This window comes from Mesorhizobium sp. WSM3866, assembly GCF_002294795.1.
Lineage (GTDB): Bacteria > Pseudomonadota > Alphaproteobacteria > Rhizobiales > Rhizobiaceae > Mesorhizobium.
In genome coordinates this window covers 30,466-51,945 of sequence record NZ_NSGC01000004.1, presented here as the reverse complement: position 1 = coordinate 51,945, position 21,480 = coordinate 30,466, and the positions used below count along the sequence as shown (strand labels likewise).

Here is a 21,480-nt window from a genome sequence, read left to right as displayed (position 1 = left end):
GAGCGAAATGCGTTAAACAGTTCCAATCAGCATGAAACGCGTATAATTTTTGGTCGGCAGTTCGCCCGCGAACCGCACCTCCCGTAGCGGCGCCATTGCTTCGAAGGCTGCCAGTGAAGCCACGCAGTTGACGTGCGTCGGCTCGCTGAAATAATCGTTGGATTGCAGCAATACATTCGTGCCCCGCGGAAGCAGGGCAAGCCAGGCGCGCAGATCGACTATGTGTTCGCAGCTCGTATTGACCACCAGGTCGGGCTGCGCGGCCACATAGTCAACGGCGTACATATCTGCCGTCAGCGCGCGGAACCGGTCAACGGCATCCCGGTTGAGGGTCCGGGCGACCGGCGCGACTTCAGGATCGATGTCGATGCTATCAATCGCTCCGATGTCGAAGCGAGCATCGTTGAAAAGCATTGCCGGCAATACGCCGTACCATCCACCCAGAACCCATATGCGCCCGAACCGGCCGCCGCAGCTATCGAACAGCTTGTCGAGTGCCCACATCTTGCAGGCGACCTGCTTGTGGTTGAAGGCGTTGGCGATATCGGCCTGCGGATGCCTGGCGATGACGCGCGCCAGCCCTGCCACGAGAGGGTGGTTGACATAGGCGGCAATTCCCCGCGTGAGGTCCAAGGCCTGTTCGTGCCCGTCCATGCCCGCATTGCGTGGTTGCGTGACATCCATCATACTCGTCTTGTAGGTTGGGATTTCGGGCGACACAACGCAATCTTGCCCGGCAAGGCTGGTTGGTTCGCGGACGTTGATCATGCTGCACGCCGCTTCGCCATTGCCCCGTGCCGGAGAGGGGCTGTCGCATCAGTCCGGACCATCGGCGTTCATGCGCCAGCATCAGCAGCGCAGCTGTGGCGGCCGTTCGCCAAAACGCCACGGCAGCCGTCAATCGTTTGGCCAGCTGCTTTCTTCGCTAATCAACAATGCCCGTGTTGCGGTCATCGACCATGCGCCTGAACTGGATCGCGCCGCCTCGCAGCGTCCTTTCATCGTTGAGCGCAGGACAATCACGGTGCACTGTGGCTCGAAGCATGTCGTTGGCGACGAAGAAATTGCCGATGCGCCATTAGCCAGCAGGTGCTTCTATGTCCTGCAGCCTTGCAATTGAACGGTCCACGGTCGGATGGAACCCAGTTTAGCCCGCTATATCTGGACGCACACCAAGAAGCAGCAGGTCTGGATATTGATGATCGTCGTGCTTTCGATGATCCCGTATTTCATATCCTTCGATCTGCCGAAGCTGATCGTCAACGGCCCCATCCAAGGTAAGGGTTTCGGAGAACCCGGTGCGACCCAGCCGTTCATGAGGCTGCACTATGACCTGCCATTCATTGGTGAGGTGCAGTTCTTCTCCGGCTTTCAGCTCGACCGCACGGAGACGCTGTTTGCGCTGAGTATTGTTTTCCTTTTGCTAGTCATCATCAACGGCCTGTTCAAACTCTACATCAACACATACAAAGGCCGACTTGGCGAGCGCATGCTGCGGCGTATCCGTTTCGATCTGATCGATCGCGTGCTGCGGTTTCCGCCGATTTACTTCAAACGCGTGAAATCCGCCGAAGTGGCGACCATGGTGAAGGACGAGGTGGAGCCGCTGGGGGGCTTCATCGGCGATGCCTTCCTGCAGCCGGTGCTGCTCGGCGGTCAGGCGCTGACGGCCATGCTGTTCATCATGGTGCAAAACTTCTGGCTCGGAACGATTGCGGTCGTGATCGTGGTGATCCAGATCGTCCTCATCCCGCGCATGCGGCGGCGGCTGATCGTGCTCGGGCGCGAACGGCAGTTGACGGCGCGCGCGCTCTCGGGCCGGGTCGGCGAAATCGTCGACGGCATCGGCGCGGTTCACGTCCACGACACATCAAACTACGAGCGCGCCGACATAGCTGCCCGGCTCGGCCTCATTTTCAAGATCCGCTTCGATCTTTACCAATGGAAATTCATGGTGAAGTTCCTCAACAATTTCCTGGCGCAGCTCACGCCCTTTCTGTTCTACATGATCGGTGGCTACCTGGTCATCCGGGGGCGGCTGGACGTCGGCCAGCTGGTGGCCGTGATCAGCGCCTACAAGGACCTGCCCGGACCGATGAAGGAACTGATCGACTGGGATCAGGCTCGCCAGGATGTCCAGGTCAAATACCAGCAGGTCGTTGAGCAATTCACCGTCGAGGGTCTCATTGCGCCAAGAATTGGGGCGTTGACGATCGATGCTCCCGGTCCGATGACCAACCCGCTGTCGGCGATCAATCTGTCCATAGCGGACGATGGCGGTGGAATGCTCCTCGACCGGATCTCGCTCCAGGTCAAGCCGGGTGAGACGGTGGCGCTGGTCAGCACCGCAACAGGTGGAGCGGAGGCGCTTGCGGAAGCCTTCGCGCGGCTGAACTGGCCGGACAGCGGAAAGATCGCTTCGGGCGCCGACGACCTGCTTGAACTTCCCGAAGCGGTGACCGGCCGGCGCATGTCCTACGCCTCGTCGGATGTTTTCCTGTTCCATGCAAGCCTCCGCGATAACCTGCTCTACGGGTTGAAGCATGCGCCGCTGACATCAGTGCCTTATGAGGGTGCTGCGGCAGACCAGCAGCGCTGGAACATTCACGAGGCGCGGCGGTCGGGCAATTCGGACCTCGATATCCGGAGCGACTGGATCGACTATGCTTCCGCCGGCGCCACCGGCCCGCACGACCTTTTTGAGGCGGTGCGCCGGGTGCTCGACGCGGTTCTTCTGTCGCGCGACATTCTGGATCTTGGCTTGCGCTCCTCGGCTGACCTGACGCGTCACACGGAACTCGCCAGGCGCATCGTCGAACTGCGTGCGGCGCTTCGAACCCGGCTGGAACAGGAAGGGCTGAGCGGACTGGTGGTTCCTTTCGAACCAGGCGCCTACAACAAGGAAGCATCGATCGGCCAAAACCTGCTCTTCGGCGCCGCCGCCGGCCCCGAACTGGCCGACAAGGCGCTAGCGGCCAATCCCTATTTTGCGTCTGTGCTGAGGCAAGCCGGCCTCGACCGCACGCTTTTCGAGATGGGCATGGAGATCGCCGAACAGGCGATCGAGCTGTTTGCCGACCTGCCGCCCGATCACCAGTTCTTCCAGCAGCTCGCCTTCATGGGCGCCGAAGAGATACCCGCCTACGAAACCTTGTTGCAACGGCTCAAGAACCGGCCCTATGAGGCAGTTTCGGAGAACGATCGCGCCATGATCGTTACACTGAGCTTTGCCTATATCGAGCCCCGGCACCGCTTCGGTCTGCTGAGCGAGGATCTGATGAGCAAGATCGTCGCTGCACGCAACCGGTTCTATGAAACCCTGCCGTCCGAGCTGCAAAATGCGATCGAACGCTATGATCCTGCCAAATACATTGCCGCGGCCAGCGTCATGGATAATGTCCTGTTCGGGCGTGTGGGCAACAACCATCCCGACGCGCCGGATCGCATCCGCTCCATCGTCTATGACATTCTCGACGAATTGGGGCTTTATGCCGAACTTCTGGATGTTGGCCTGGACTTCAACGTCGGCGCCGGCGGCAGGCGGCTGACCGCTGGCCAGCGGCAGAAGCTCGATGTTGCCCGGGCCCTGCTCAAGCGTCCCGATTTTCTCATTCTCAACCGGCCGCTGTCGGCGCTCGACCAGCGTGCGCAGGACAAGGTGCTGCGAAACGTGCTCGACGAAGCCAGGTGCGACGGCCATTCGCCGGCAATTGTGTGGGTTGTGACGAATCCGGCAATGGGGATGATGTTCGATCGCGTTATCGTCTTCGACTCGGGTAAATTGGTGGAAGACGGAACGCTCGAGACACTTTTGGCAGGGAAGGGTATCTTCAAGGAACTGCTGTCTTAGACCAACGGGCATTGAGATGGGATCGTTCTGTCGGTGGGAATTGGCTGCAAGGCCACGGGATACGGCGCCTGGCAAACGCGAATTTTGAGAAGGTTTGCGACAATGCTGCTCAAGGATGAAGTTGGAATGCTGCAACGCGTTCCCTTGTTCTCCGGCATCGAACCGACAAAGCTCAAGCTGCTTGCGTTCACATCCGATCGTGTGAGCTACAGCGCCGGCCAGATCCTTTTCCGGCAGGGCGACGAGGGAGATGCCGCCTATGTCATCCTCTCAGGCAGCGCGGATGTTCTGGTCGATTCCGACAGCGGGCCGATAAAAGTTGCCGAACTGGCGCCGAATTCGATCGTTGGCGAGATCGCCATCTTGTGCAACAGCTCCCGCACTGCCACCGTCAGAGCGGCAAGTCCGCTGGAAGCCTTGAAAATCAGCAAGGATCATTTCCTGAGGCTTATGAAGGAGTTCCCGGAGATGACCATCGAGATATTGCGGGTTCTTGCCGATCGTCTAAGCCATACGACCGCGGACCTGATCGACGCACGAAACGCCTAGCAGCAGTTGTTTGGCCACGACGGGCGAAGGAGCAGCATGGATTTCCTGGTCAGGTTTTGGGGCGTGCGCGGCAGCATTTCGGTATCGGGACCAGAATTCTCTCGCTATGGCGGCAACACGAGCTGCATTGAGATGCGATGCGGCAAGCATATGCTTCTGTTCGACGCCGGCTCTGGCCTAGGGCTTGCCGGCAGAGCGTTTCGGGCCTCGGGCGTGACCGATTTCGAGCTGTTTTTCACCCATTGCCATTACGATCACATCATCGGGCTGCCGGCTTTCAAACCGATCTATGACCGGAGCGTCAAGGTCAGGCTTTGGTCCGGCCATCTTGCGGGACGCATGACGACCCGTCAGATGGTCGATGAATTCATGCGGCCGCCGTGGTTTCCGGCCAAGCTCGACATCTGCAAGGCAAGCATCGACTGCCGCGATTTCGTATCCGGAGACGTTCTAAGGCCGCGCGAAGGAGTGGTCGTCCGGACCGGCAGTCTCAACCATCCGGGAGGCTGCATAGGTTACCGCGTCGAATGGGGCGGCCGCGTCGTGGCCGTGATCACAGACACTGAGCACGAGCCGGGTAAGCTCGATCAGGCGGTGCTCGACCTGATCGAAGACGCCGACCTCGTCATCTACGATTGCACCTACACCGAGGACGAAATGGAAGACCGCCGTGGCAACGGGCACTCGACATGGCAGCAGGGCGTCAAACTCTGTGAGGCAGCCGGTGCCCGAGGGCTTGGGCTGTTCCACCACGATCCGACACGCACCGACGACCAATTGGACGAGATCGAGAAACTGGCCAAAGCCAGGTTTGCCGGCGCTTTTGCCGCGCGGGACGGCCAGACGCTCAAATTTCCAGTCTCATTGCACAAAAAGCGCTGAGCTATTTTGCTCTATCTTATTGTTTTGACGCAATTCCGGAGGAAAATCGCTCACACTTTTCCTGGAATTGCTCTACCGCCGCTACGCCCGATCAATGTCCGGATCGGAAGCCATGCGCAGGCTTCAGTCTGTGCGGCGACTGTGAACAGCCGTTCGAGAAAAAGCCAGGCCGATTCATCGTGGACGAGATGATGGGTGAGCAGGCCGACCGGTTCGCCACCGTCGAAGGCATGCTGCAATTGCGCAATGATGGCCTGAACCAATGGCCCATGATCGCGACAGCCGCGCGTGCCATGCCAATCGATGATGTCGACATTGCTGTTGATGACCGGCACTGAGGCCGGCTTCGGCGGCCCAAAGACCGACAATGCCGCAAATCCTACCGATCCAAGCTCCGATACCAAGCCGGGGTCGATTCTATTCCAGGGTGGCACCAGCATCGGAACGGCACGCGCGCCGTGCAACCCGGTTAGGCGCGACAGCCCGCGGGCCAGATCATCGAGCACCGCCTGGCGTGGCCGATGCGCGCCGAGTTCCTGCTTTTTCTGGTCCTGCGGCGCATAATTGCGGTGCGCCCAGCCATGGATGGCGACGGAGGCATGCGGCGCCTCGTCAAGCCGGACGACAAGCCTCTCGTCGGTCAGCGCCGGAATGACGGCCAGAGTGAGCGGAACCTCGAATGCACGGGTGAGGTCCAGCAGCCGATCAAGCGCAGCCGTCGGATCCACAGCGTCGTCGTCGCGCAACCAGAACTCCGCCTTGCGGTCCGCCCGTCGCCAGCACGCCAGTTCTTCCACCAAGGGCTGCCAGATCTGATCGAATGTCATGCAACCGCGATCTTCGCAAGAAGTTCGGAAAGACGCGCCGCTGCAGTACCGAGAGAGCGTTCTTCGAGGATGAAACGTCTGGCGTTGCCGGCCATGGCGGTTCTTTCGTCGTCACGGACCAGAAGCCTTTCAATGGCAGACGTGAACGCTGCCACATCGCCCGGCGGGGTGAGAAATCCGGTCTGGCCATCCCGCACGACCTCCGGTACGCCGGCGATGTCCTGCGCCACCACCGGAAGCCCGGCGGCCTGTGCTTCAAGATAGGCAACGCCATAAGCTTCGCCGCAACCCGGCCAGACGTAAATCCCTCCACTGTAGAGGACATCCGGCACGGCGGCTGGCTCGATCGCGCCAAGCCATTCGATCCGGTCGGCGGGAAGGCCGGCGAATTGCCCTTTGACCTCGTCACGGGCAGGCCCGTCCCCGACGACCGACATGGTCCAGGGCAGGTGGCCGATCGGAGCGAGGGCTTGCGCGAGCATGCGATAGCTATCGACCTTGTCGCCCGGTCGCATCATGGCGACTGTAACGAGACGCGTCGGACAACCACGCGCCGGCAGTTCCCGGAATACCGATGTGTCGATGAAGGGCGAAAGCATGCCGAAAACGGCGTCTGGAAGAGCGTCTGTCAGTCCCCGACGATCCCTTTGCGTGAAGCAGATGTTCAGCGCCGCCTGTTCGACGGCTCGCGCCACCAAGGCTTGCATATCGGCCCAAAAACCGACGTTGCGCCGCTTCGAATAGGAGGCTTCCGCGGTCACATAGGGGATGGCAAAGGCCGACGCCAGCTCGGGCCCGATCAGGTCGGGCGCCTTGTAATAGAGATGATAGGAGAACCAGAGGTCGGGCTTGCCGTCACGCTGCCAAAGCTCTGTCAGCCGCGCGACTTCCTCTCGGGCTTCGACCTTGAGCGCATCGAAACTTTTCGACTCCGGTTCGCGTAGATAGAAGCGCAATTCGGATGCCAGATCGACGCGATGCCCTCCATGCTCAAGCGCCTTGATCAACATCCGTGCCATCTGACGGTCGCCAGAGGCAACGGCATGATTGGGCGACTTCAGCGGCGCGTAGAAGGCAATTCGCATCGCCGGAGCCTATCATTCGAAAGCCTGCGCAAGTCAATTTCGAAGCATGATCGAGTTTCACCTTCAAGCAGTGGAATGTGCTATTGCATGCTCATGGAAACAGCCGCAGCGTCCGACCCGTTCGTCGCTTCCTTGCCGGTGTTCGCGAAGTTCGAAAGCGTTGCCGACATCGACAACTATCGGCCGCTTCCCGATGGCTGGGCGCTGGCCACCGCCGACATCGTCGGCTCGACCAAGGCGATCGAGGCAGGGCGCTATAAAACCGTGAATATGGCCGGCGCCAGCGTCATTTCGGCGCTGCTCAATGCGCTGGGTCGGCAAGATCTTCCCTTTGTCTTCGGCGGCGACGGCGCGCTCGTGGCGTTTCCGAGTTCGGCGCTGGAGATCACGCGCAACGCCCTGGCGGCCGTCCAGCGATGGGTGGCGGACGAGTTGGACCTGACCTTGCGTGCCGCAATCGTGCCGATAGCGGATATAAGAGCGCAGGGCCTCGACGTTCGGGTAGCGAGGTTCCGGGCCTCCGAAGCGGTGTTCTATGCCATGTTCGCCGGCGGCGGCGGCAGTTGGGCGGAAGCCGAGATGAAAGCGGGGCGCTACTTGATCGATCCTGCGCCGGCCAACGCGCGGCCGGATCTGACCGGTCTCTCCTGCCGATGGCGCCCGATCGAAGCCCGGCATGGCGAAATCGTCTCGATCATAGCCGTTCCGGGGGCCTCGCGCGATGTGCGCGGCTTTCAGGTTCTGGCTTCCGACATCATCGCCCTTGTCGGTCGACAGGAACGCGATGGCCATCCGGTGCCGGTGAACGGGCCGGCCTATGGTTTTTCGCCCGCCGGCCTCGATCTCGAGGCCCGGGCCGTCGCGCCGGCGGGAAGGCGGTGGTTGTCGAAGCTGTGGATAGTGTTCCTGTTGTCGCTTGCGGCTGTGACCGATCGATATGGCTGGACGATCGGGAGGTTCGATCCGAAGATCTACAAACGCGACGTGGCCAGCAATTCGGATTTCCGGAAGTTCGATGACGGCTTGAAGATGACCATCGATGTAGATGCGGATTTGTTGCAGCGGATCGAGCACCGGCTGCAGCAGGCCGAAGAGGCGGGCATTTGCACCTATGGCCTGCACCGCCAGCAATCGGCGTTGATGACGTGCCTCGTCGCCTCGCCGCTGCAGCGCGATCATGTTCATTTCATCGACGGCGCCGCCGGCGGTTATGCGATGGCTGCCGCAAGCCTGAAGGCGAAGGTGTCGGCCTGACGACGGCTTGCGGAGATCCATTTTCCGCAATATGCCTCGGGGTTGTTGGGCCAACATGAGCCTCGCCGTGGAAGCGGGCAGTCTGTCCACATTGAGGAAAACAGATTTTTGGACGCCTCACGATCGACATATGACAGTCTGCTGAACCGGATTTCGACGCGCACCGCGCAAGTCGGGGTGATCGGACTGGGTTATGTCGGATTGCCGCTGGCGGTCGCGGTAGCACGCGCCGGCTTCCCGGTTTTCGGCTTCGACATTGAAGCCCAGAAGGTCGAGAATCTGAACAGCGGGCAATCCTACATCGAGGCGGTGACGTCCACTGCCCTTGCCGTCGAGGTGGCGAGCGGACGGTTTCGCGCCACTGCGGATTTTACCGAACTGGCCGCCTGCGATGTCATCGTCATCTGCGTTCCGACGCCGCTGACGAAAAACCGCGAGCCAGACCTCTCCTTTGTCAGGAACACGGCAGGCACCATCGCGAAGCATCTGCGTCTCGGCCAGCTGGTCGTGCTGGAATCGACCACCTATCCCGGCACCACCGACGACGTGATCAAGCCCATCCTGGAACAAACCGGCTTGCAGTCGAAGATAGACTTCTTCCTTGGCTTCTCGCCCGAACGCGAGGATCCCGGCAACCGCAGCTTTGAAGTCGCGACGATCCCCAAGGTCGTGGCAGGCGACGGCATTGAAGCGGCGGCGCTCGTGAAGGATTTCTACCAGGGTGTGGTCGAGACCGTCGTTCCGGTTTCCACCACCGCGACCGCCGAGGCGGTCAAGCTGACGGAAAACATCTTTCGCTCGGTCAACATAGCCCTGGTCAACGAGTTGAAGGTCGTGCTCGGTGCGATGGGCATCGACATCTGGGAGGTGATCGAGGCGGCAAAGAGCAAGCCCTTCGGCTACATGCCGTTCTATCCTGGGCCCGGACTTGGCGGGCACTGCGTCCCCATCGATCCTTTCTACCTGACGTGGAAGGCGCGCGAATACGAACTGCCGACCCGCTTCATCGAACTGGCGGCAGAGATCAACACGGCTATGCCGCGTCATGTGGTCGATGAACTGGCCAGGGCGCTGGACCGGCGTTGCGGCAAGGCGCTCAGCCGCTCGCGCATTCTCATCATTGGGCTCGCCTATAAGAAGAATGTGCCGGACATCCGCGAGAGCCCTTCATTGCGGCTCATTGAACTCATCGAGGAATGGGGCGGCAAGGCCGAATTCCACGATCCGCACGTCAGAGAAATTCCGGCGACACGGGAGCATATGCCGATCAAGGGGCGTCGGTCTGTCGAATTGAGCGAGGGGACCTTGAAGGATTTCGATGCTGTCGTCGTTGCAACCGACCACGACGCGATCGACTATCAGGCGATCGCCGATCACGCCCTTCTGATCGTCGACACGCGCAATGTTTTCGGCCGCCTCGGGCTAGCCCGAGAGACGGTGGTAAAGGCCTGATGGCGGTCTGAGCCGGCGAATTCTTTGCTCGATGTCAGGATCGTGGTTGCACTCGGCCGGCAGCGTCGACACATAATGCCGCGAGTAAATAGATACAGTTAGCCTGTCGCTCGCCCGCACGGACAGCCAGTTGCGAAGTTCTTCGCCGGCTTTTCCTGCCAAAGCTGGCTTCATTGACTTCGGGGATCTCTTCTTGGGGTCGTTGGCGGACTGTGTTGTGGGCGGATCAAAGGACAATGCCTCGTCTTCGAGGAGTTTCGAGATAGCATGAGCACAACGCAAGCAGAAATTTCCACCATTCTCATGGATAAGGTAGCCGATTGGCTGAACCAATCGGTACTTGCCGGCAACGACCTGGAAACATTGGTAAAAGGCTTTTGCGAACGGCTGGCTGCTGCCGGCCTGCCGTTGAAGCGGGTGCATTTGAGCTTTTCGATGCTTCATCCGCTTTATGATGCGCTTGGCTTCACCTGGGTTCGCGGCCGAGGCTTAGAAATCGAAAGCTTCCGCAATGAGCCCGGCGCGCCGTCCGACAGGTTCCTGACCAGCCCATACTATCATCTGCTCAGCAATAAGCTCGACCACCTGCGACGCCGGCTCGACCCGTCGCTGCCTTCAGAGTTTCCTGTTTTCGATGATCTCAGGCTTATAGGCGTCACCGACTATTTGGCTTTCGTGCATTCCTTCAACGGCAACGCCAGTCAGGGCATGATGGGGTCCTGGTCCACCGACAGTGCCGCAGGGTTCAGCGACAGCATGATTTCGGCGCTGCTGCGCATCCAGAACCATCTCGCTATGGCAACCAAGATGGCGGTGCTCACCAAGCTCGCCGACAACATGATGACCACTTATCTCGGCGGCGACGCCGGCAGGCGCGTGCTTGACGGTCAGATCAAGCGCGGCGAGGGCGATACAATCCGGGCCGCGCTGGTCATGGGCGACATGCGCGGGTCGTCAAGGCTTGCCGAAACCTCCGGCCGTGAAATCTATATCGATACGCTGAACCAGTTTTTCGACGCCGTTGCTGCACCTTTCAATCGCAAAGGGGGGCAGATCATGAGTTTCATCGGGGATGGCTTCATCGCCGTTTACCCTTGCGAAAGGCATCGCTCGCAGTCCGAGATCGCCTGCCAGGCTGCTCTTGCGGCAGCGCGCAGCGCCACAGCGCGCGTGACGGATCTCAATCTGCGCAGAAAGGAAAAGGGGCTAACCGACATAAAATTTGGTATCGGTCTACATGTCGGCAATGTGATGTTCGGCAATGTCGGGCTTACCGACCGGCTCACATTCTCTGTCTTCGGCTCGGCTGTAAACGAGGTCCAGCGTCTCCAGGTACTGACCAAGAAATATCCGCACAGCATTCTCGCCAGCAAGGACTTCGCCAGCTATTGCGGCGCCAGCAACTGGCTGACGCTCGGCAGCGAGGAACTGGCTGGCATCAAGCAGAAACTGACGGTGCTCTCACCCGATCTGTCGGGTGCTCTCGCAGTCGATGAAGACGGTGCGCTTGAGCCGGTTTATGACCGAAGATCGGACGCCGAGCAGGTCATGCTGCTTCACCGCGATGCCGCGCGGCTGTCGGCGGGCGACCCGAGCAAGCTCCAGTAGCCGCCACGACCTGATCCGAAGGGCCCCAGATAGACAGTCCGCTCGCCGGTTCCGCCGCTGGCGACCGTTCCGAATCCAAGTTGCTCTAAGCTGGCAATAGGTTAGTCTCGCTTCCGAACCTGCCAGATTGGGGCTGGTGTGGAATGAATTCGGGTGTTGATCTGCTGCGGATCGAGGATGTTGGCATCTCTTTTGCCATCATCGGCGGACCGTTGCATGCCGTCAGGCGCGCAAATCTTCGCGTCCTGCCCGGCAAGGTTACCGCGCTTGTGGGCGAGTCCGGCTCCGGAAAATCGGTTCTCAGCCAGGCAGTGATGGGCATTCTGCCGGGATCAGCCCATGTTCGCGGCCGTATCCTGTTCTCCGATCCTGAAAGGCCCGGCACCACGCAAGATATCCTGAAGATGCCACGTGACGGACCCGAAATCCGGGCATTGAGAGGCAGCCGCATCGGCAAGATCTTTCAGGAGCCGATGACATCGCTGTCGCCGCTGCACACGATCGGCAACCAGGTCAGCGAATCCTTGCAGATTCATACCCCCATGGCTCGGGCGGAGCGCAAGGCGCGGACCGAGGAAATGCTCGGTCTTGTCGGCTTTCCGAGTCCCAAACGCGCCTATGATATGTATCCCTTTGAGCTTTCAGGAGGATTGCGTCAGCGCGCCATGATCGCCATGGCGCTTATCTGCCGGCCCGCCCTGTTGATCGCCGACGAGCCGACGACGGCGTTGGACGTCACCATCCAGGCGCAAATCCTACATTTGCTGCGCGGCCTTCAGACCAAGCTGAACATGGCGATGCTGCTGATCACCCACGACCTCGGCGTGGTCGCCAACGTCGCCGACGAGGTCGTGGTCATGTACCATGGCGAGATCATGGAAGCGGGACCTGTCGAGGCGATATTCCGCCGACCAGGTCACCCCTACCTGAAGGGCCTGATGGCAGCCGTTCCGCATTTCGACCTGAAGCCTGGCGAAAGGCTAAAGGCGCTGCGCGAGGTGCCGGTGAATGTCGAGAACCTGCTCGGCAAGCAGACGGCGCCGCCGTCGAAGGGGCCAGACGATATCCTGTTGTCGGTCAGGGATCTGAAAAAGACCTTCACAATCCGCAAGTCCGGGTTGTTTGGCGGGGATCATCAAACCACGGTTCGCGCCGTGGGCGGCGTGAGCTTCGATATCAGGCGCGGCGAGTGCCTGGGGCTGGTCGGCGAAAGCGGCTCCGGCAAAACCACGGTCAGCAAGATCCTTATGCGGGCTATCACCCCTAGCGGCGGCTCTGTGACGTTCAACGGCCGCGATGGAGCGATCGACGTCTTGCAAGGCGAGGGAGACGCCCTGCGCATGCTGCGCGCCAAAATCCAGATGGTCTTCCAGGATCCGGTTTCATCGCTGTCACCTCGCATGACGGTGGAGAACATCCTGAGCGAGCCGCTGGAGATCCATCAACGTGGCGATGCCGCGTCCCGACTCGCCACTGTCAAAAGCCTGATGCAGGCGATCGGGCTCGATCCGCGCTTCATCAAGCGCTATCCCCACAGTTTCTCCGGCGGGCAGCGTCAGCGTATCGGCATCGCGCGCGCGTTGGCGCTGGGCCCTGAACTGCTGATCTGCGACGAGCCGGTTTCGGCGCTCGACGTCTCTGTCCAGGCGCAGATCTTGAACCTGCTGAAGGACCTGCAGAAGGAACTGGGCCTGACCTACCTGTTCATATCGCACAATCTGGCGGTGGTGGACTACATGGCAGACCGAATCGCAGTGATGTGCGGCGGGCGTATCGTCGAGCTTGCGCCACGCGAAACTCTGCTGAGGAAACCGATCCACCCCTACACGCGCTCACTTGTCGCCGCAGTACCTTTCCCCGACCTCGACAGGCCGATGGATTTCAAGACGCTGAAGCTCAGCGGCGCTTCCGGCACCAGCGCATGGGGACCGCAATTCCGCGACGAGGGCGACGAGGATGTACTGTCGCCGCTCGATCTTGGGGGCGGCCACCTCGTGCTGGCCCGACGTTCGGCCGATGTCAGCGAGCTACGCCATTGATCAGCCGGCGCACCGTCCTTGGACTCATGGCTTCGGCGTTTTTGCCGGGCACGTTGCGCGCAGGCGATCTGGAGCCGGAGTTTCTTCAGCCGCTGCTGAAGGCCCTGGCGCTGCCGGCACTCTCCGAGCGCTTGCCCAAGAGCCCCCGCGTGTTGAATCTCGCTGCGATGGGCAGGCAGCCCGGCCAGTATGGCGGCACGCTGCGCACGATCATCGGCAGTCAGAAAGATATCCGGATGATGACGATCTACGGATATGCTCGCCTCGTCGGCTATGACGAAAAGCTCAACTTGCAAGCCGACATTCTTGAAAGTTTCGAGGTAGCAGACGATCGCGTCTTCACTTTCAAGATACGGGAAGGACATAAATGGTCTGACGGTAGCCTGCTGACGCCGGAGGACTTTCGCTATTGCTGGGAAGATGTCTGGCTGAACGACGAACTTTCGCAAGGCGGGCTCGCCCCGGCCCTGCTGGCCGACGGCAAGCCGCCACGCTTCGAGATCGTCGATCCGTTGACGGTCCGTTATAGCTGGGATGCGCCAAATCCCGACTTCCTGCCCAAGCTCGCGGCTGCTTCGCCGTTATCGCTTGTTCTGCCGGCCGCCTATCTCAAGCAGTTCCACAAGAAATACCAGGATCCATTCCGGCTCGCCGGCCTGATGGAGGAGCACAGGGCCAAGAAATGGACGCTCCTGCATATCCGCATGTCGCGGCAGTATCGCCCGGAGAACCCGGAACTGCCGACGCTCGATCCCTGGCGGAACCGGACCAAGCCGCCGGCTGAGCAGTTCGTCTTCGAGCGCAATCCGTTCTTTCACCGCATAGACGAGAATGGCCGGCAACTACCATATGTTGACCGGATTGTCATGAATGTGAGCTCGTCGGCGATTATTTCCGCCAAGACCGGCGCGGGCGAGAGCGACCTGCAATGCATGGGAATTGATTTCAGCGATTACTCCTTCCTGAAGGACGCGGAGAAGCGCTACCCGGTCAAAATGCATCTCTGGAAACGCACACAGGGTTCGCGACTGGCGCTGCTGCCCAATCTGAATTGTGCCGACCAGGTCTGGCGTGGCCTTTTTCGCGACGTGCGCGTGCGTCGTGCACTTTCGCTCGCTGTGCACAGGCGCGAGATCAATATGGCTGTGTTCTATGGATTGGCGCAGGAAAGTGCCGATACGGTCCTGCCGGAGAGCCCGCTCTACCGGCCCGAATTCGCGAAAGCCTGGGTCACCTACGATCCTGATCAGGCCAATGCCCTGCTCGACGAGGTCGGGCTTCAGGCGCGTGACGATGACGGCCTGCGGATACTTCCCGATGGACGCCCGGCGCAGATCGTCGTGGAAACGGCCGGCGAAAGCACGCTGGAAACCGATGCGCTCGAGCTCATCAGCGATCACTGGCGCCAGATCGGTATCGCCCTGTTCATCCGGACTTCGCAGCGCGACATCTTTCGCAGTCGCGCGCTTGGTGGCCAGATCATGATGTCGATGTGGTCGGGCATCGACAATGGCGTGCCGACCGCCGACATGAACCCGTACCAGCTGGCCCCCACCATTGACGACCAACTGCAATGGCCGCTCTGGGGTGCTCACTACTTGTCTCGTGGCAGGCTCGGCGAGGCGCCCGATCTTCCGCCTGTGGTCGAGTTGATGACCTTACTCAAGCGCTGGAACGCATCGACCGAACCCACGGAGCGCGCTGAAATCTGGAATTCAATGCTGTCGATCTACACCGATCAGGTGTTTTCGATCGGCACGGTGAACGGAACATATCAGCCGGTTCTGGCCTCCTCGCGGCTGCGCAATCTGCCTGACAAGGCGCTCTACGGCTACGACCCGACCGCCTATTTCGGTGTCTACATGCCCGATACATTTTGGCTTGGAGAGTCCTGAGCGTGCTTCGATATATTGTCTGGCGCCTCGCCGTAATGGTTCCAACGCTGCTGATCATATCGGCGCTTGTGTTCACAATCATCGAACTTCCCCCAGGCGACTATTTCGACAGCTATGTTGCCGAGCTTCGGGCTCAGGGCGAAGCGGTGGATTCCGACCGCATCGAGATGATGCGGAAGGACTATGGTTTCGACAAGCCGCCGGTCATTCGCTACTTCTACTGGGTCGGCGGGATGCTGCACGGCGATTTCGGCTATTCCTTCGAATATGAGCTGCCGGTTCGCGACGTGATCGGGGACCGAATGTGGCTGACCGTGCTGGTTTCCTTCGTGACGATCCTCTTCACCTGGCTCATCGCCTTTCCGATCGGCATGTACTCGGCCACGCATCAATACAGCTGGGGCGACTACGGCCTGACTTTCTTCGGCCTTCTCGGCCTTGCCATCCCGAACTTCATGCTGGCGCTGATCCTGATGTATTTCGCCAATATCTGGTTCGGCACGTCCGTCGGCCATCTCATGGACCAGCAATATCTCGGCGAGCCGATGAGCTGGGCCAAGGCGAAGTCGATCCTCGCCCATCTCTGGATCCCGGTCTTGATCATCGGCACCGGGGGCACGGCAAGCATGATCCGGCGGCTGCGCGCCAATCTGCTCGATGAGCTTCACAAGCAATATGTCGTGACGGCGCGCGCCAAGGGCCTTCATCCCTTCAGGACCCTGGTCAAATACCCGCTGCGCATGGCGCTCAATTTCTTCATTTCGGACATCGGCTCTATCCTGCCGGCCATCATTTCCGGTGCCGAAATCACGGCGATCGTGCTGTCTTTGGAAACGACCGGGCCGATGCTGATCAAGGCGCTGCAAAGCCAGGACATGTACCTGGCAGGGTCGTTCCTGATGTTCCTCGCCTTCCTGACGGTCATCGGCGTGCTGATTTCCGATCTGGCGCTGGCACTGCTTGATCCACGAATTCGTTTGCAGGGCGGCAGTACCAAATGAACACGCAATCGCCACTTCCCGCTCCGGGTGCTCCGCTGCAACACTATGTTTCCATCGCGCCCTTTGACCTGCAGTCGGTCGAGGCAATGACGCCGGAGCAGTCGAAGGTCTTTCAGGCGTCGCAGTTGCGGCTGATGTGGTGGAAATTCCGACGCCACCGGCTTGCTCATGTATCCGGCATATTCCTGGCGCTGCTCTATTTCGCGATACTGATCTGCGAGTTCCTGGCGCCCTACAATCTGCACACGCGCAACATGGACTACATCTATGCGCCGCCGCAGCGGGTGCACCTGTTCCACAACGGCCAGTTCGTCGGGCCGTTCGTCTATGGCCGCCAGATGAAGCTGGATATGGACACGCTGAAGCGGAACTACATCGACCAACAGGACGATGTTCAGCGGATCCGCTTCTTCTGCGAGGGCGACAGCTACCGGTTCTGGGGCCTGATCGAAGGTGACAGGCATTTTGTCTGCCCTGCCGAAAACGGCCAGCTCTTCCTGGCCGGCACTGACAGGCTGGGGCGCGATGTGCTCTCGCGCATCATCTATGGTGCACGCATTTCACTGACGATCGGCCTCGTCGGCATCAGTTTCAGCTTCCTGCTCGGCATAGTCATCGGCGGACTGGCCGGCTATCACGGCGGCATCTTCGACCTGATCGTTCAACGGATAATCGAAGTTCTGCAATCGATCCCCAGCATTCCGCTATGGCTGGCTCTGGCGGCGATCATGCCGATAACTTGGAGTCCGATCCTGATCTATTTCGGCATCACCGTCATCCTCGGGCTGCTCGACTGGACCGGATTGGCGCGGGCCGTGCGTTCAAAGCTTTTAGCGTTGCGAGAGGAGGATTACGTTCTGGCCGCGCAATTGATGGGCGCCAGCAGCGGCCGCATTATCCGGCGGCACCTCATTCCGGGCTTCATGTCGCATCTGATCGCGACGGCGACGATCTCCATACCCGGCATGATCCTGGGCGAGACGGCGCTGAGCTTCCTCGGGCTCGGGCTGCGGGCACCGATAACCAGTTGGGGCATCCTGCTCACCGAGGCGCGCAGCGTCAGCGTGATCGCGTTTTATCCATGGCTACTTTTGCCGATCCTCCCCGTCATTCTCGTCATTCTGGCGTTCAACTTCCTCGGCGACGGCTTGCGGGACGCTGCGGACCCCTACAAGTGACATCGCCAGTCCGCCGCGCTTCAAGGCGCAGACTCCGCCCGGTTCGTCGGGGGCCTGTTGCTGTGTTGAACGTTCGCCTCTATATGCGGCGACGCCGGATCGGGCTACACGTTGCTCGGGTTTCATCCTGGTCGCGGGCATTGCCGGTCTCTTGAGCTGGTCTAGGACACACAGACGCATATGAGTCGCCTCGAAAGTTTCATCCGCAGGCTGACGGCACAGCGCGACATTCTCGATCAAGTCTGCGCGGAGGTGGCGAAGATCGAGGGTCCCATCCTTGAGCTCGGCCTCGGCAATGGCCGGACGTTCCACCATCTGCGCGAGCGTCTGCCCGGCCGACGGATCGTGGCGTTCGACCGCGCACTTGCCGCACACGCCAGCTCAATTCCCGAAGCTGAAAACCTCGTGCTCGGCGAAATCCGCGAGACGGCGAGCAGGTTCATCGGCATCGAGGCCGCCCTTGTTCATGCCGACATCGGCACCGGCTATGAAGATCGCGATGCAGTGACCTCTACCTGGCTTCCCGAACTAACCGCGCGCCTGCTTCGCGTCGGAGGCATTGCGGTCAGCGGCACGCCGCTCGATCACCCGCAGTTGCAGCGCCTTCCACTGCCGCCTTCGGTACCCGCCGATCGTTATTTTGTCTGCAGGCGCGTCTGAGGTCCTCAACGCCCAAGTCTTCAGGGGATCGTGTATACCGCTATCTCCCTCTCGATGCCGCGCAGCGAGACCTCGTGTGGCACGGGCGTCAGCGCGTTCCTGTGCAATAGATCGGCGGTGAGATTGTCGTCGACCACCGCGCGCGTGGCGAAGATCGCCTGTGCGTTGGCAAGATTCTGGACCCGCGAAGCAATGTTGACCGTCTGGCCGAAATAGTCCTGTCGCTCGTTCATAGACACGGCAATGCACGGGCCGGCATGGACTCCGATCTTGAGCAGCAGATCCTCGCGCCCGCTCTTCTCATTGAGCGCACGCATGGCGTCGCGCATCCTGAGGGCCGCGGCAATCGCACGATCCGGCGTCGCGAAGGTCGCCATCACCGCATCGCCGATCGTCTTCACCACCGCGCCTGCCTCCGACGCAACGATCTCGTGCAGGACCTGAAAATGCACGCGCACGAGATCGAAGGCTGAAAGATCGCCCACCCGCTCGTAAAGCTCGGTCGATCCGCGCAGGTCGGTGAACAGGAAGGTGAGGCTAGTGATCTTCAGGCGCTGGTTGATGTCGAGCGTGTCGGTGCGATAGAGATCGCGGAACGTCTGGTTGGTGAGCAGGCGCTTGGCTGTCAGGAACGGCCGGCGTTTGCCCAGGAGATCATGCAATTCCTGGCCGGCGATGAAGACCGTCGGCAGCACGCGGGTGTCGGTCCTGTTTTCCAGCGAAATGCGCAACGGGCCGGGTTGCATCTCCAGCGTCTGGTTCTGGACATGCTCGCGGTCGAAGACCAATGAGAGGCTTCGGCGCTCTCTTGTCGGTTCGCCCTTGACGTCGATGAACTGCACTGAATGGGTGACCGGCTCGAAGACGATGATGAATTCGGACGGAAGCTGTACGGGCAGAACAGCCTTTTCACCTGGCGCAAGCTCGATATCCTCCAGCGAGAACGCTTCCATCGTCTTGGCGAAATCCTCTTCCGGCAGGTCGACGCCGGACGCCCAGTAGATCTGGCGGAAATACTCCACCAACGGCAGTTCGTGTGGATTGTGGGCGGCAATCTTGCGCACGCGAGGACTGACCGTGAATGTCACCTCGACCATCTCGTCGAGGGTCGGTGAATAGCCTTCGGAACACAGCGCGCAGGTATATTCGTCCTTCTGCAGGGTTTTCAGCGTGGCGTTGCTGTCGAGCACGCCGCCACAGCCCGGGCATAGAACATTCCAGGAAATGTCGAACAGGCCCACCCGCGCCGCATGCAGAAAGGCGCCTATGGCGCGTTCCTCGTCGAGGCCATGCTTGCTGGCGAAGGCTAGAGCATTGATGCGGCAAAGCTCGCGGTCCTTGCCCTCCGCGATGGTTCGCTTGATCGCATCGATTGCCCGCGGATCGACATCGGTCGATTGCCGCAGAAGCGAGAACAGATCCTGAGCTTCGTTCATCGTGCAGGCTCCGGAAGAAATGCGCCGCCGAAACGTGTTGACCGGACCGGTCCTGGTCCGACTGCGCCATTTTACTTCGAAACCGAGCCTACGGCCATTCGAATAGACAAGCCGGGCGATACATCAAGTCCGTTTGGTGGATTTTCGCCGGCCGCAACCGGCACTATGATGATCCATGGGCATTTATCTATGCGGGCTACCCGATGCCGACATCCGACAATCCGCCGTTTCCCGGCACCCTGCGCCTCTTTTCCTTGGTGGTCATTATCGTCCTGACCGTAGGCGCCGGCCTGTTCTTCGCGCCCGTGCTGGTCAAGCCGCGCTGGCCGTGGGCCGTCACTCCGTTCAATGCCCGCTTCCTTGGTGGCTTCTACACCGCCGAAATGGTCGTGATGGCGGCGCTGCTGTTCTGGAATCGCTGGTCGCCCGGCAGGCTCGTGCTCGTCATGGCGCTCATCTTCACCGTCATCGTGTCGGTGGCGTCGTTCATCAATCTCGGCTATTTCAACTTCGGGCGCAAAGCGCCCTGGCTCTGGTTTCTGGTCTATCTTGGTTCGATCGCGGTATCCGGGCTGTTCCTATGGCGGGCCAGGGCCCGTCCTTCTGCAAAAGGCGTGACCTTAAAGCCCGCATGGCGCGGCTACATGCCGGTGGAATCGGCAGTCCTTGGGCTCTATGGCGTCGGCCTGTTGCTGTTCCCACTGACATTCGGCAGCTTCTGGCCATGGCCGGTCGATGGCTTCCACGCTCAGGTCTACAGCGCCATCTTCCTCGCGGGGGCGGGCGGCATATATGTCGTCTGGAGAAGCGCGCGGCGCGAGGAACTGCTGGTGCTGGGCTTGGCGCAGTTGCTGGTTGGCCTGCTTGCCATTGTTGGACTCGTCATCACCGACGCTGCCGTGCACCGGATCGACTGGGCGGCGATCGGGACATTGTGCTGGCTTGCCCTTTTCGCCTGGATCGGCATCAGCGGTGTCTTCAAACTCTTCGCCGCCACTCCGTATTTTAGCTCGCAATCGGCATCATAGGTTCTAGAGACGGCTGGATTTTCAGGTGACGTAGGGTGCATCGTACCGTGCCGATTGCCATCGCCGGGAACGTTATGACCAGCACAACCTCGCCATCCCCCGAGAAAATCCAGCCGCAGCTCCGATCCGTTCGGCTAAGCGATGCGGAGGCGCTTTGCGCCATCTTCAACATGCCGGGCTTCCGCTGGGGCACGCTCAGGATGCCTTTCGAGATGGTGGAGCAGGTGGAGCGGCGCATCGCCAAGTCCGGCCAGGAAACCACCTGGATCGTTGCGGAGGTGGAGGGCAAGGTCGTCGGCCATGGCAGCCTGGTCGTGCAGGGTTCGCCGCGCCGTTCGCATATCGGTGAGATCAATATCGGTCTTGACGATGCCTTTGTCGGAAAAGGTATCGGCTCTGCCATACTTGGCGCGCTGCTCGACGTGGCCGACAACTGGCGCGCTCTGAAGCGGGTCGAATTGACCGTCTCCGCCGACAACGAACCGGCCATGCGCCTCTACAAAAGCCATGGCTTCGAGGTCGAAGGTCGGCATGTGAAGGCCGGCTTTACCGACGGCCAGTACCACGACCTCCTCAGCATGGCCCGGCTGCGATTCTGAGGTCCGCTGTTCAGTGTTAACTGTTTGGCCAATCTAGCAATCCAAGCCGAGTCGGCGAACTGGCGGTTGCCGATGGAGAACTCTGTAGGATAATTTCATCTCACACTGTTCTGATCGAGTTGACGATCCATGTGTGC

At 60.4% G+C, this 21,480-nt stretch carries 18 protein-coding genes; 14 read left to right on the top strand and 4 right to left on the bottom strand.

Features of this window, described 5'->3' with window-relative positions:
- Positions 1-12 precede the first annotated feature (12 nt).
- On the bottom strand, positions 13-684 hold the full coding sequence (locus CK222_RS10820) for an SAM-dependent methyltransferase (RefSeq protein ID WP_095800629.1): 672 nt from the start codon (positions 682-684) through the stop codon (positions 13-15).
- A gap of 82 nt (positions 685-766) precedes the next feature.
- On the opposite strand from CK222_RS10820, the gene CK222_RS10815 reads away from it, so the two are divergent.
- The 4 genes from CK222_RS10815 to CK222_RS10800 all read left to right on the top strand — a co-directional run bounded on the left by CK222_RS10815 (position 767) and on the right by CK222_RS10800 (position 5,281).
- The gene (locus tag CK222_RS10815; RefSeq protein WP_095800379.1) at positions 767-1,120 is read left to right on the top strand and encodes a hypothetical protein; all 354 of its coding nucleotides are present in this window, start codon (positions 767-769) and stop codon (positions 1,118-1,120) included.
- Between the two features lie 15 nt (positions 1,121-1,135).
- Positions 1,136-3,850 (top strand): ABC transporter ATP-binding protein, encoded by a 2,715-nt coding sequence (locus CK222_RS10810; RefSeq protein ID WP_095781213.1) that lies wholly within the window; start codon positions 1,136-1,138, stop codon positions 3,848-3,850.
- 102 nt (positions 3,851-3,952) lie between these two features.
- A complete protein-coding gene (locus tag CK222_RS10805) occupies positions 3,953-4,399 on the top strand; it encodes a cyclic nucleotide-binding domain-containing protein (RefSeq protein WP_067326300.1) in 447 nt (148 codons plus the stop codon).
- 36 nt (positions 4,400-4,435) lie between these two features.
- The gene (locus CK222_RS10800) at positions 4,436-5,281 is read left to right on the top strand and encodes an MBL fold metallo-hydrolase (RefSeq protein ID WP_067326303.1); all 846 of its coding nucleotides are present in this window, start codon (positions 4,436-4,438) and stop codon (positions 5,279-5,281) included.
- Positions 5,282-5,331: 50 nt separating this feature from the next.
- Here the strand turns inward: CK222_RS10800 and CK222_RS10795 are convergent, their stop codons facing one another.
- Both CK222_RS10795 and CK222_RS10790 read right to left on the bottom strand, forming a co-directional pair.
- Entirely contained in the window at positions 5,332-6,108 is a 777-nt protein-coding gene (locus CK222_RS10795) for a polysaccharide deacetylase family protein (protein WP_095800378.1), read from the bottom strand.
- Entirely contained in the window at positions 6,105-7,193 is a 1,089-nt protein-coding gene (locus CK222_RS10790; RefSeq protein WP_095800377.1) for a glycosyltransferase family 4 protein, read from the bottom strand. The genes CK222_RS10795 and CK222_RS10790 overlap by 4 nt, the downstream gene beginning before the upstream one ends.
- A 75-nt stretch (positions 7,194-7,268) precedes the next feature.
- Between CK222_RS10790 and CK222_RS10785 the strand changes: the two genes are divergently transcribed.
- The 8 genes from CK222_RS10785 to CK222_RS10750 all read left to right on the top strand — a co-directional run bounded on the left by CK222_RS10785 (position 7,269) and on the right by CK222_RS10750 (position 18,280).
- On the top strand, positions 7,269-8,447 hold the full coding sequence (locus CK222_RS10785; RefSeq protein WP_095800376.1) for a DUF3095 domain-containing protein: 1,179 nt from the start codon (positions 7,269-7,271) through the stop codon (positions 8,445-8,447).
- Between the two features lie 108 nt (positions 8,448-8,555).
- A complete protein-coding gene (locus tag CK222_RS10780; RefSeq protein WP_095800375.1) occupies positions 8,556-9,899 on the top strand; it encodes a nucleotide sugar dehydrogenase in 1,344 nt (447 codons plus the stop codon).
- A gap of 267 nt (positions 9,900-10,166) precedes the next feature.
- Positions 10,167-11,507, top strand: a complete 1,341-nt coding sequence (locus CK222_RS10775; protein ID WP_066994087.1) for an adenylate/guanylate cyclase domain-containing protein — start codon at positions 10,167-10,169, stop codon at positions 11,505-11,507.
- Positions 11,508-11,650: 143 nt separating this feature from the next.
- Entirely contained in the window at positions 11,651-13,546 is a 1,896-nt protein-coding gene (locus tag CK222_RS10770; protein WP_095800374.1) for an ABC transporter ATP-binding protein, read from the top strand.
- Positions 13,543-15,441 (top strand): ABC transporter substrate-binding protein, encoded by a 1,899-nt coding sequence (locus tag CK222_RS10765; protein WP_095800373.1) that lies wholly within the window; start codon positions 13,543-13,545, stop codon positions 15,439-15,441. The genes CK222_RS10770 and CK222_RS10765 overlap by 4 nt, the downstream gene beginning before the upstream one ends.
- Before the next feature lie 2 nt (positions 15,442-15,443).
- A complete protein-coding gene (locus CK222_RS10760) occupies positions 15,444-16,442 on the top strand; it encodes an ABC transporter permease (RefSeq protein ID WP_066994096.1) in 999 nt (332 codons plus the stop codon).
- Complete coding sequence (locus CK222_RS10755; RefSeq protein ID WP_095800372.1) at positions 16,439-17,620, top strand: ABC transporter permease; 1,182 nt, start codon at positions 16,439-16,441, stop codon at positions 17,618-17,620. Before CK222_RS10760 ends, CK222_RS10755 begins: the two co-directional genes overlap by 4 nt.
- 180 nt (positions 17,621-17,800) lie before the next feature.
- The gene (locus CK222_RS10750; RefSeq protein WP_067326330.1) at positions 17,801-18,280 is read left to right on the top strand and encodes a class I SAM-dependent methyltransferase; all 480 of its coding nucleotides are present in this window, start codon (positions 17,801-17,803) and stop codon (positions 18,278-18,280) included.
- 20 nt (positions 18,281-18,300) lie between these two features.
- Here the strand turns inward: CK222_RS10750 and CK222_RS10745 are convergent, their stop codons facing one another.
- A complete protein-coding gene (locus CK222_RS10745; protein ID WP_095800371.1) occupies positions 18,301-19,716 on the bottom strand; it encodes an adenylate/guanylate cyclase domain-containing protein in 1,416 nt (471 codons plus the stop codon).
- A gap of 203 nt (positions 19,717-19,919) precedes the next feature.
- Between CK222_RS10745 and CK222_RS10740 the strand changes: the two genes are divergently transcribed.
- A complete protein-coding gene (locus CK222_RS10740) occupies positions 19,920-20,744 on the top strand; it encodes a hypothetical protein (protein ID WP_095800370.1) in 825 nt (274 codons plus the stop codon).
- A gap of 74 nt (positions 20,745-20,818) precedes the next feature.
- Entirely contained in the window at positions 20,819-21,343 is a 525-nt protein-coding gene (locus tag CK222_RS10735; protein WP_095800369.1) for a GNAT family N-acetyltransferase, read from the top strand.
- The last annotated feature ends 137 nt before the right edge of the window (positions 21,344-21,480 follow it).

Excerpts from the sequence above, each read along its gene's own strand:
- CK222_RS10735 (WP_095800369.1), top strand. The coding sequence starts at position 20,819 with ATGACCAGCACAACCTCGCCATCCCCCGAGAAAATCCAGCCGCAGCTC.
- CK222_RS10810 (WP_095781213.1), top strand. The coding sequence starts at position 1,136 with ATGGAACCCAGTTTAGCCCGCTATATCTGGACGCACACCAAGAAGCAG.
- CK222_RS10755 (WP_095800372.1), top strand. The coding sequence starts at position 16,439 with ATGAACACGCAATCGCCACTTCCCGCTCCGGGTGCTCCGCTGCAACAC.
- CK222_RS10775 (WP_066994087.1), top strand. The coding sequence starts at position 10,167 with ATGAGCACAACGCAAGCAGAAATTTCCACCATTCTCATGGATAAGGTA.
- CK222_RS10770 (WP_095800374.1), top strand. The coding sequence starts at position 11,651 with ATGAATTCGGGTGTTGATCTGCTGCGGATCGAGGATGTTGGCATCTCT.
- CK222_RS10820 (WP_095800629.1), bottom strand. The coding sequence starts at position 684 with ATGGATGTCACGCAACCACGCAATGCGGGCATGGACGGGCACGAACAG.
- CK222_RS10750 (WP_067326330.1), top strand. The coding sequence starts at position 17,801 with ATGAGTCGCCTCGAAAGTTTCATCCGCAGGCTGACGGCACAGCGCGAC.
- CK222_RS10745 (WP_095800371.1), bottom strand. The coding sequence starts at position 19,716 with ATGAACGAAGCTCAGGATCTGTTCTCGCTTCTGCGGCAATCGACCGAT.
- CK222_RS10800 (WP_067326303.1), top strand. The coding sequence starts at position 4,436 with ATGGATTTCCTGGTCAGGTTTTGGGGCGTGCGCGGCAGCATTTCGGTA.
- CK222_RS10785 (WP_095800376.1), top strand. The coding sequence starts at position 7,269 with ATGTGCTATTGCATGCTCATGGAAACAGCCGCAGCGTCCGACCCGTTC.
- CK222_RS10790 (WP_095800377.1), bottom strand. The coding sequence starts at position 7,193 with ATGCGAATTGCCTTCTACGCGCCGCTGAAGTCGCCCAATCATGCCGTT.
- CK222_RS10805 (WP_067326300.1), top strand. The coding sequence starts at position 3,953 with ATGCTGCTCAAGGATGAAGTTGGAATGCTGCAACGCGTTCCCTTGTTC.
- CK222_RS10795 (WP_095800378.1), bottom strand. The coding sequence starts at position 6,108 with ATGACATTCGATCAGATCTGGCAGCCCTTGGTGGAAGAACTGGCGTGC.
- CK222_RS10740 (WP_095800370.1), top strand. The coding sequence starts at position 19,920 with ATGCCGACATCCGACAATCCGCCGTTTCCCGGCACCCTGCGCCTCTTT.
- CK222_RS10815 (WP_095800379.1), top strand. The coding sequence starts at position 767 with ATGCTGCACGCCGCTTCGCCATTGCCCCGTGCCGGAGAGGGGCTGTCG.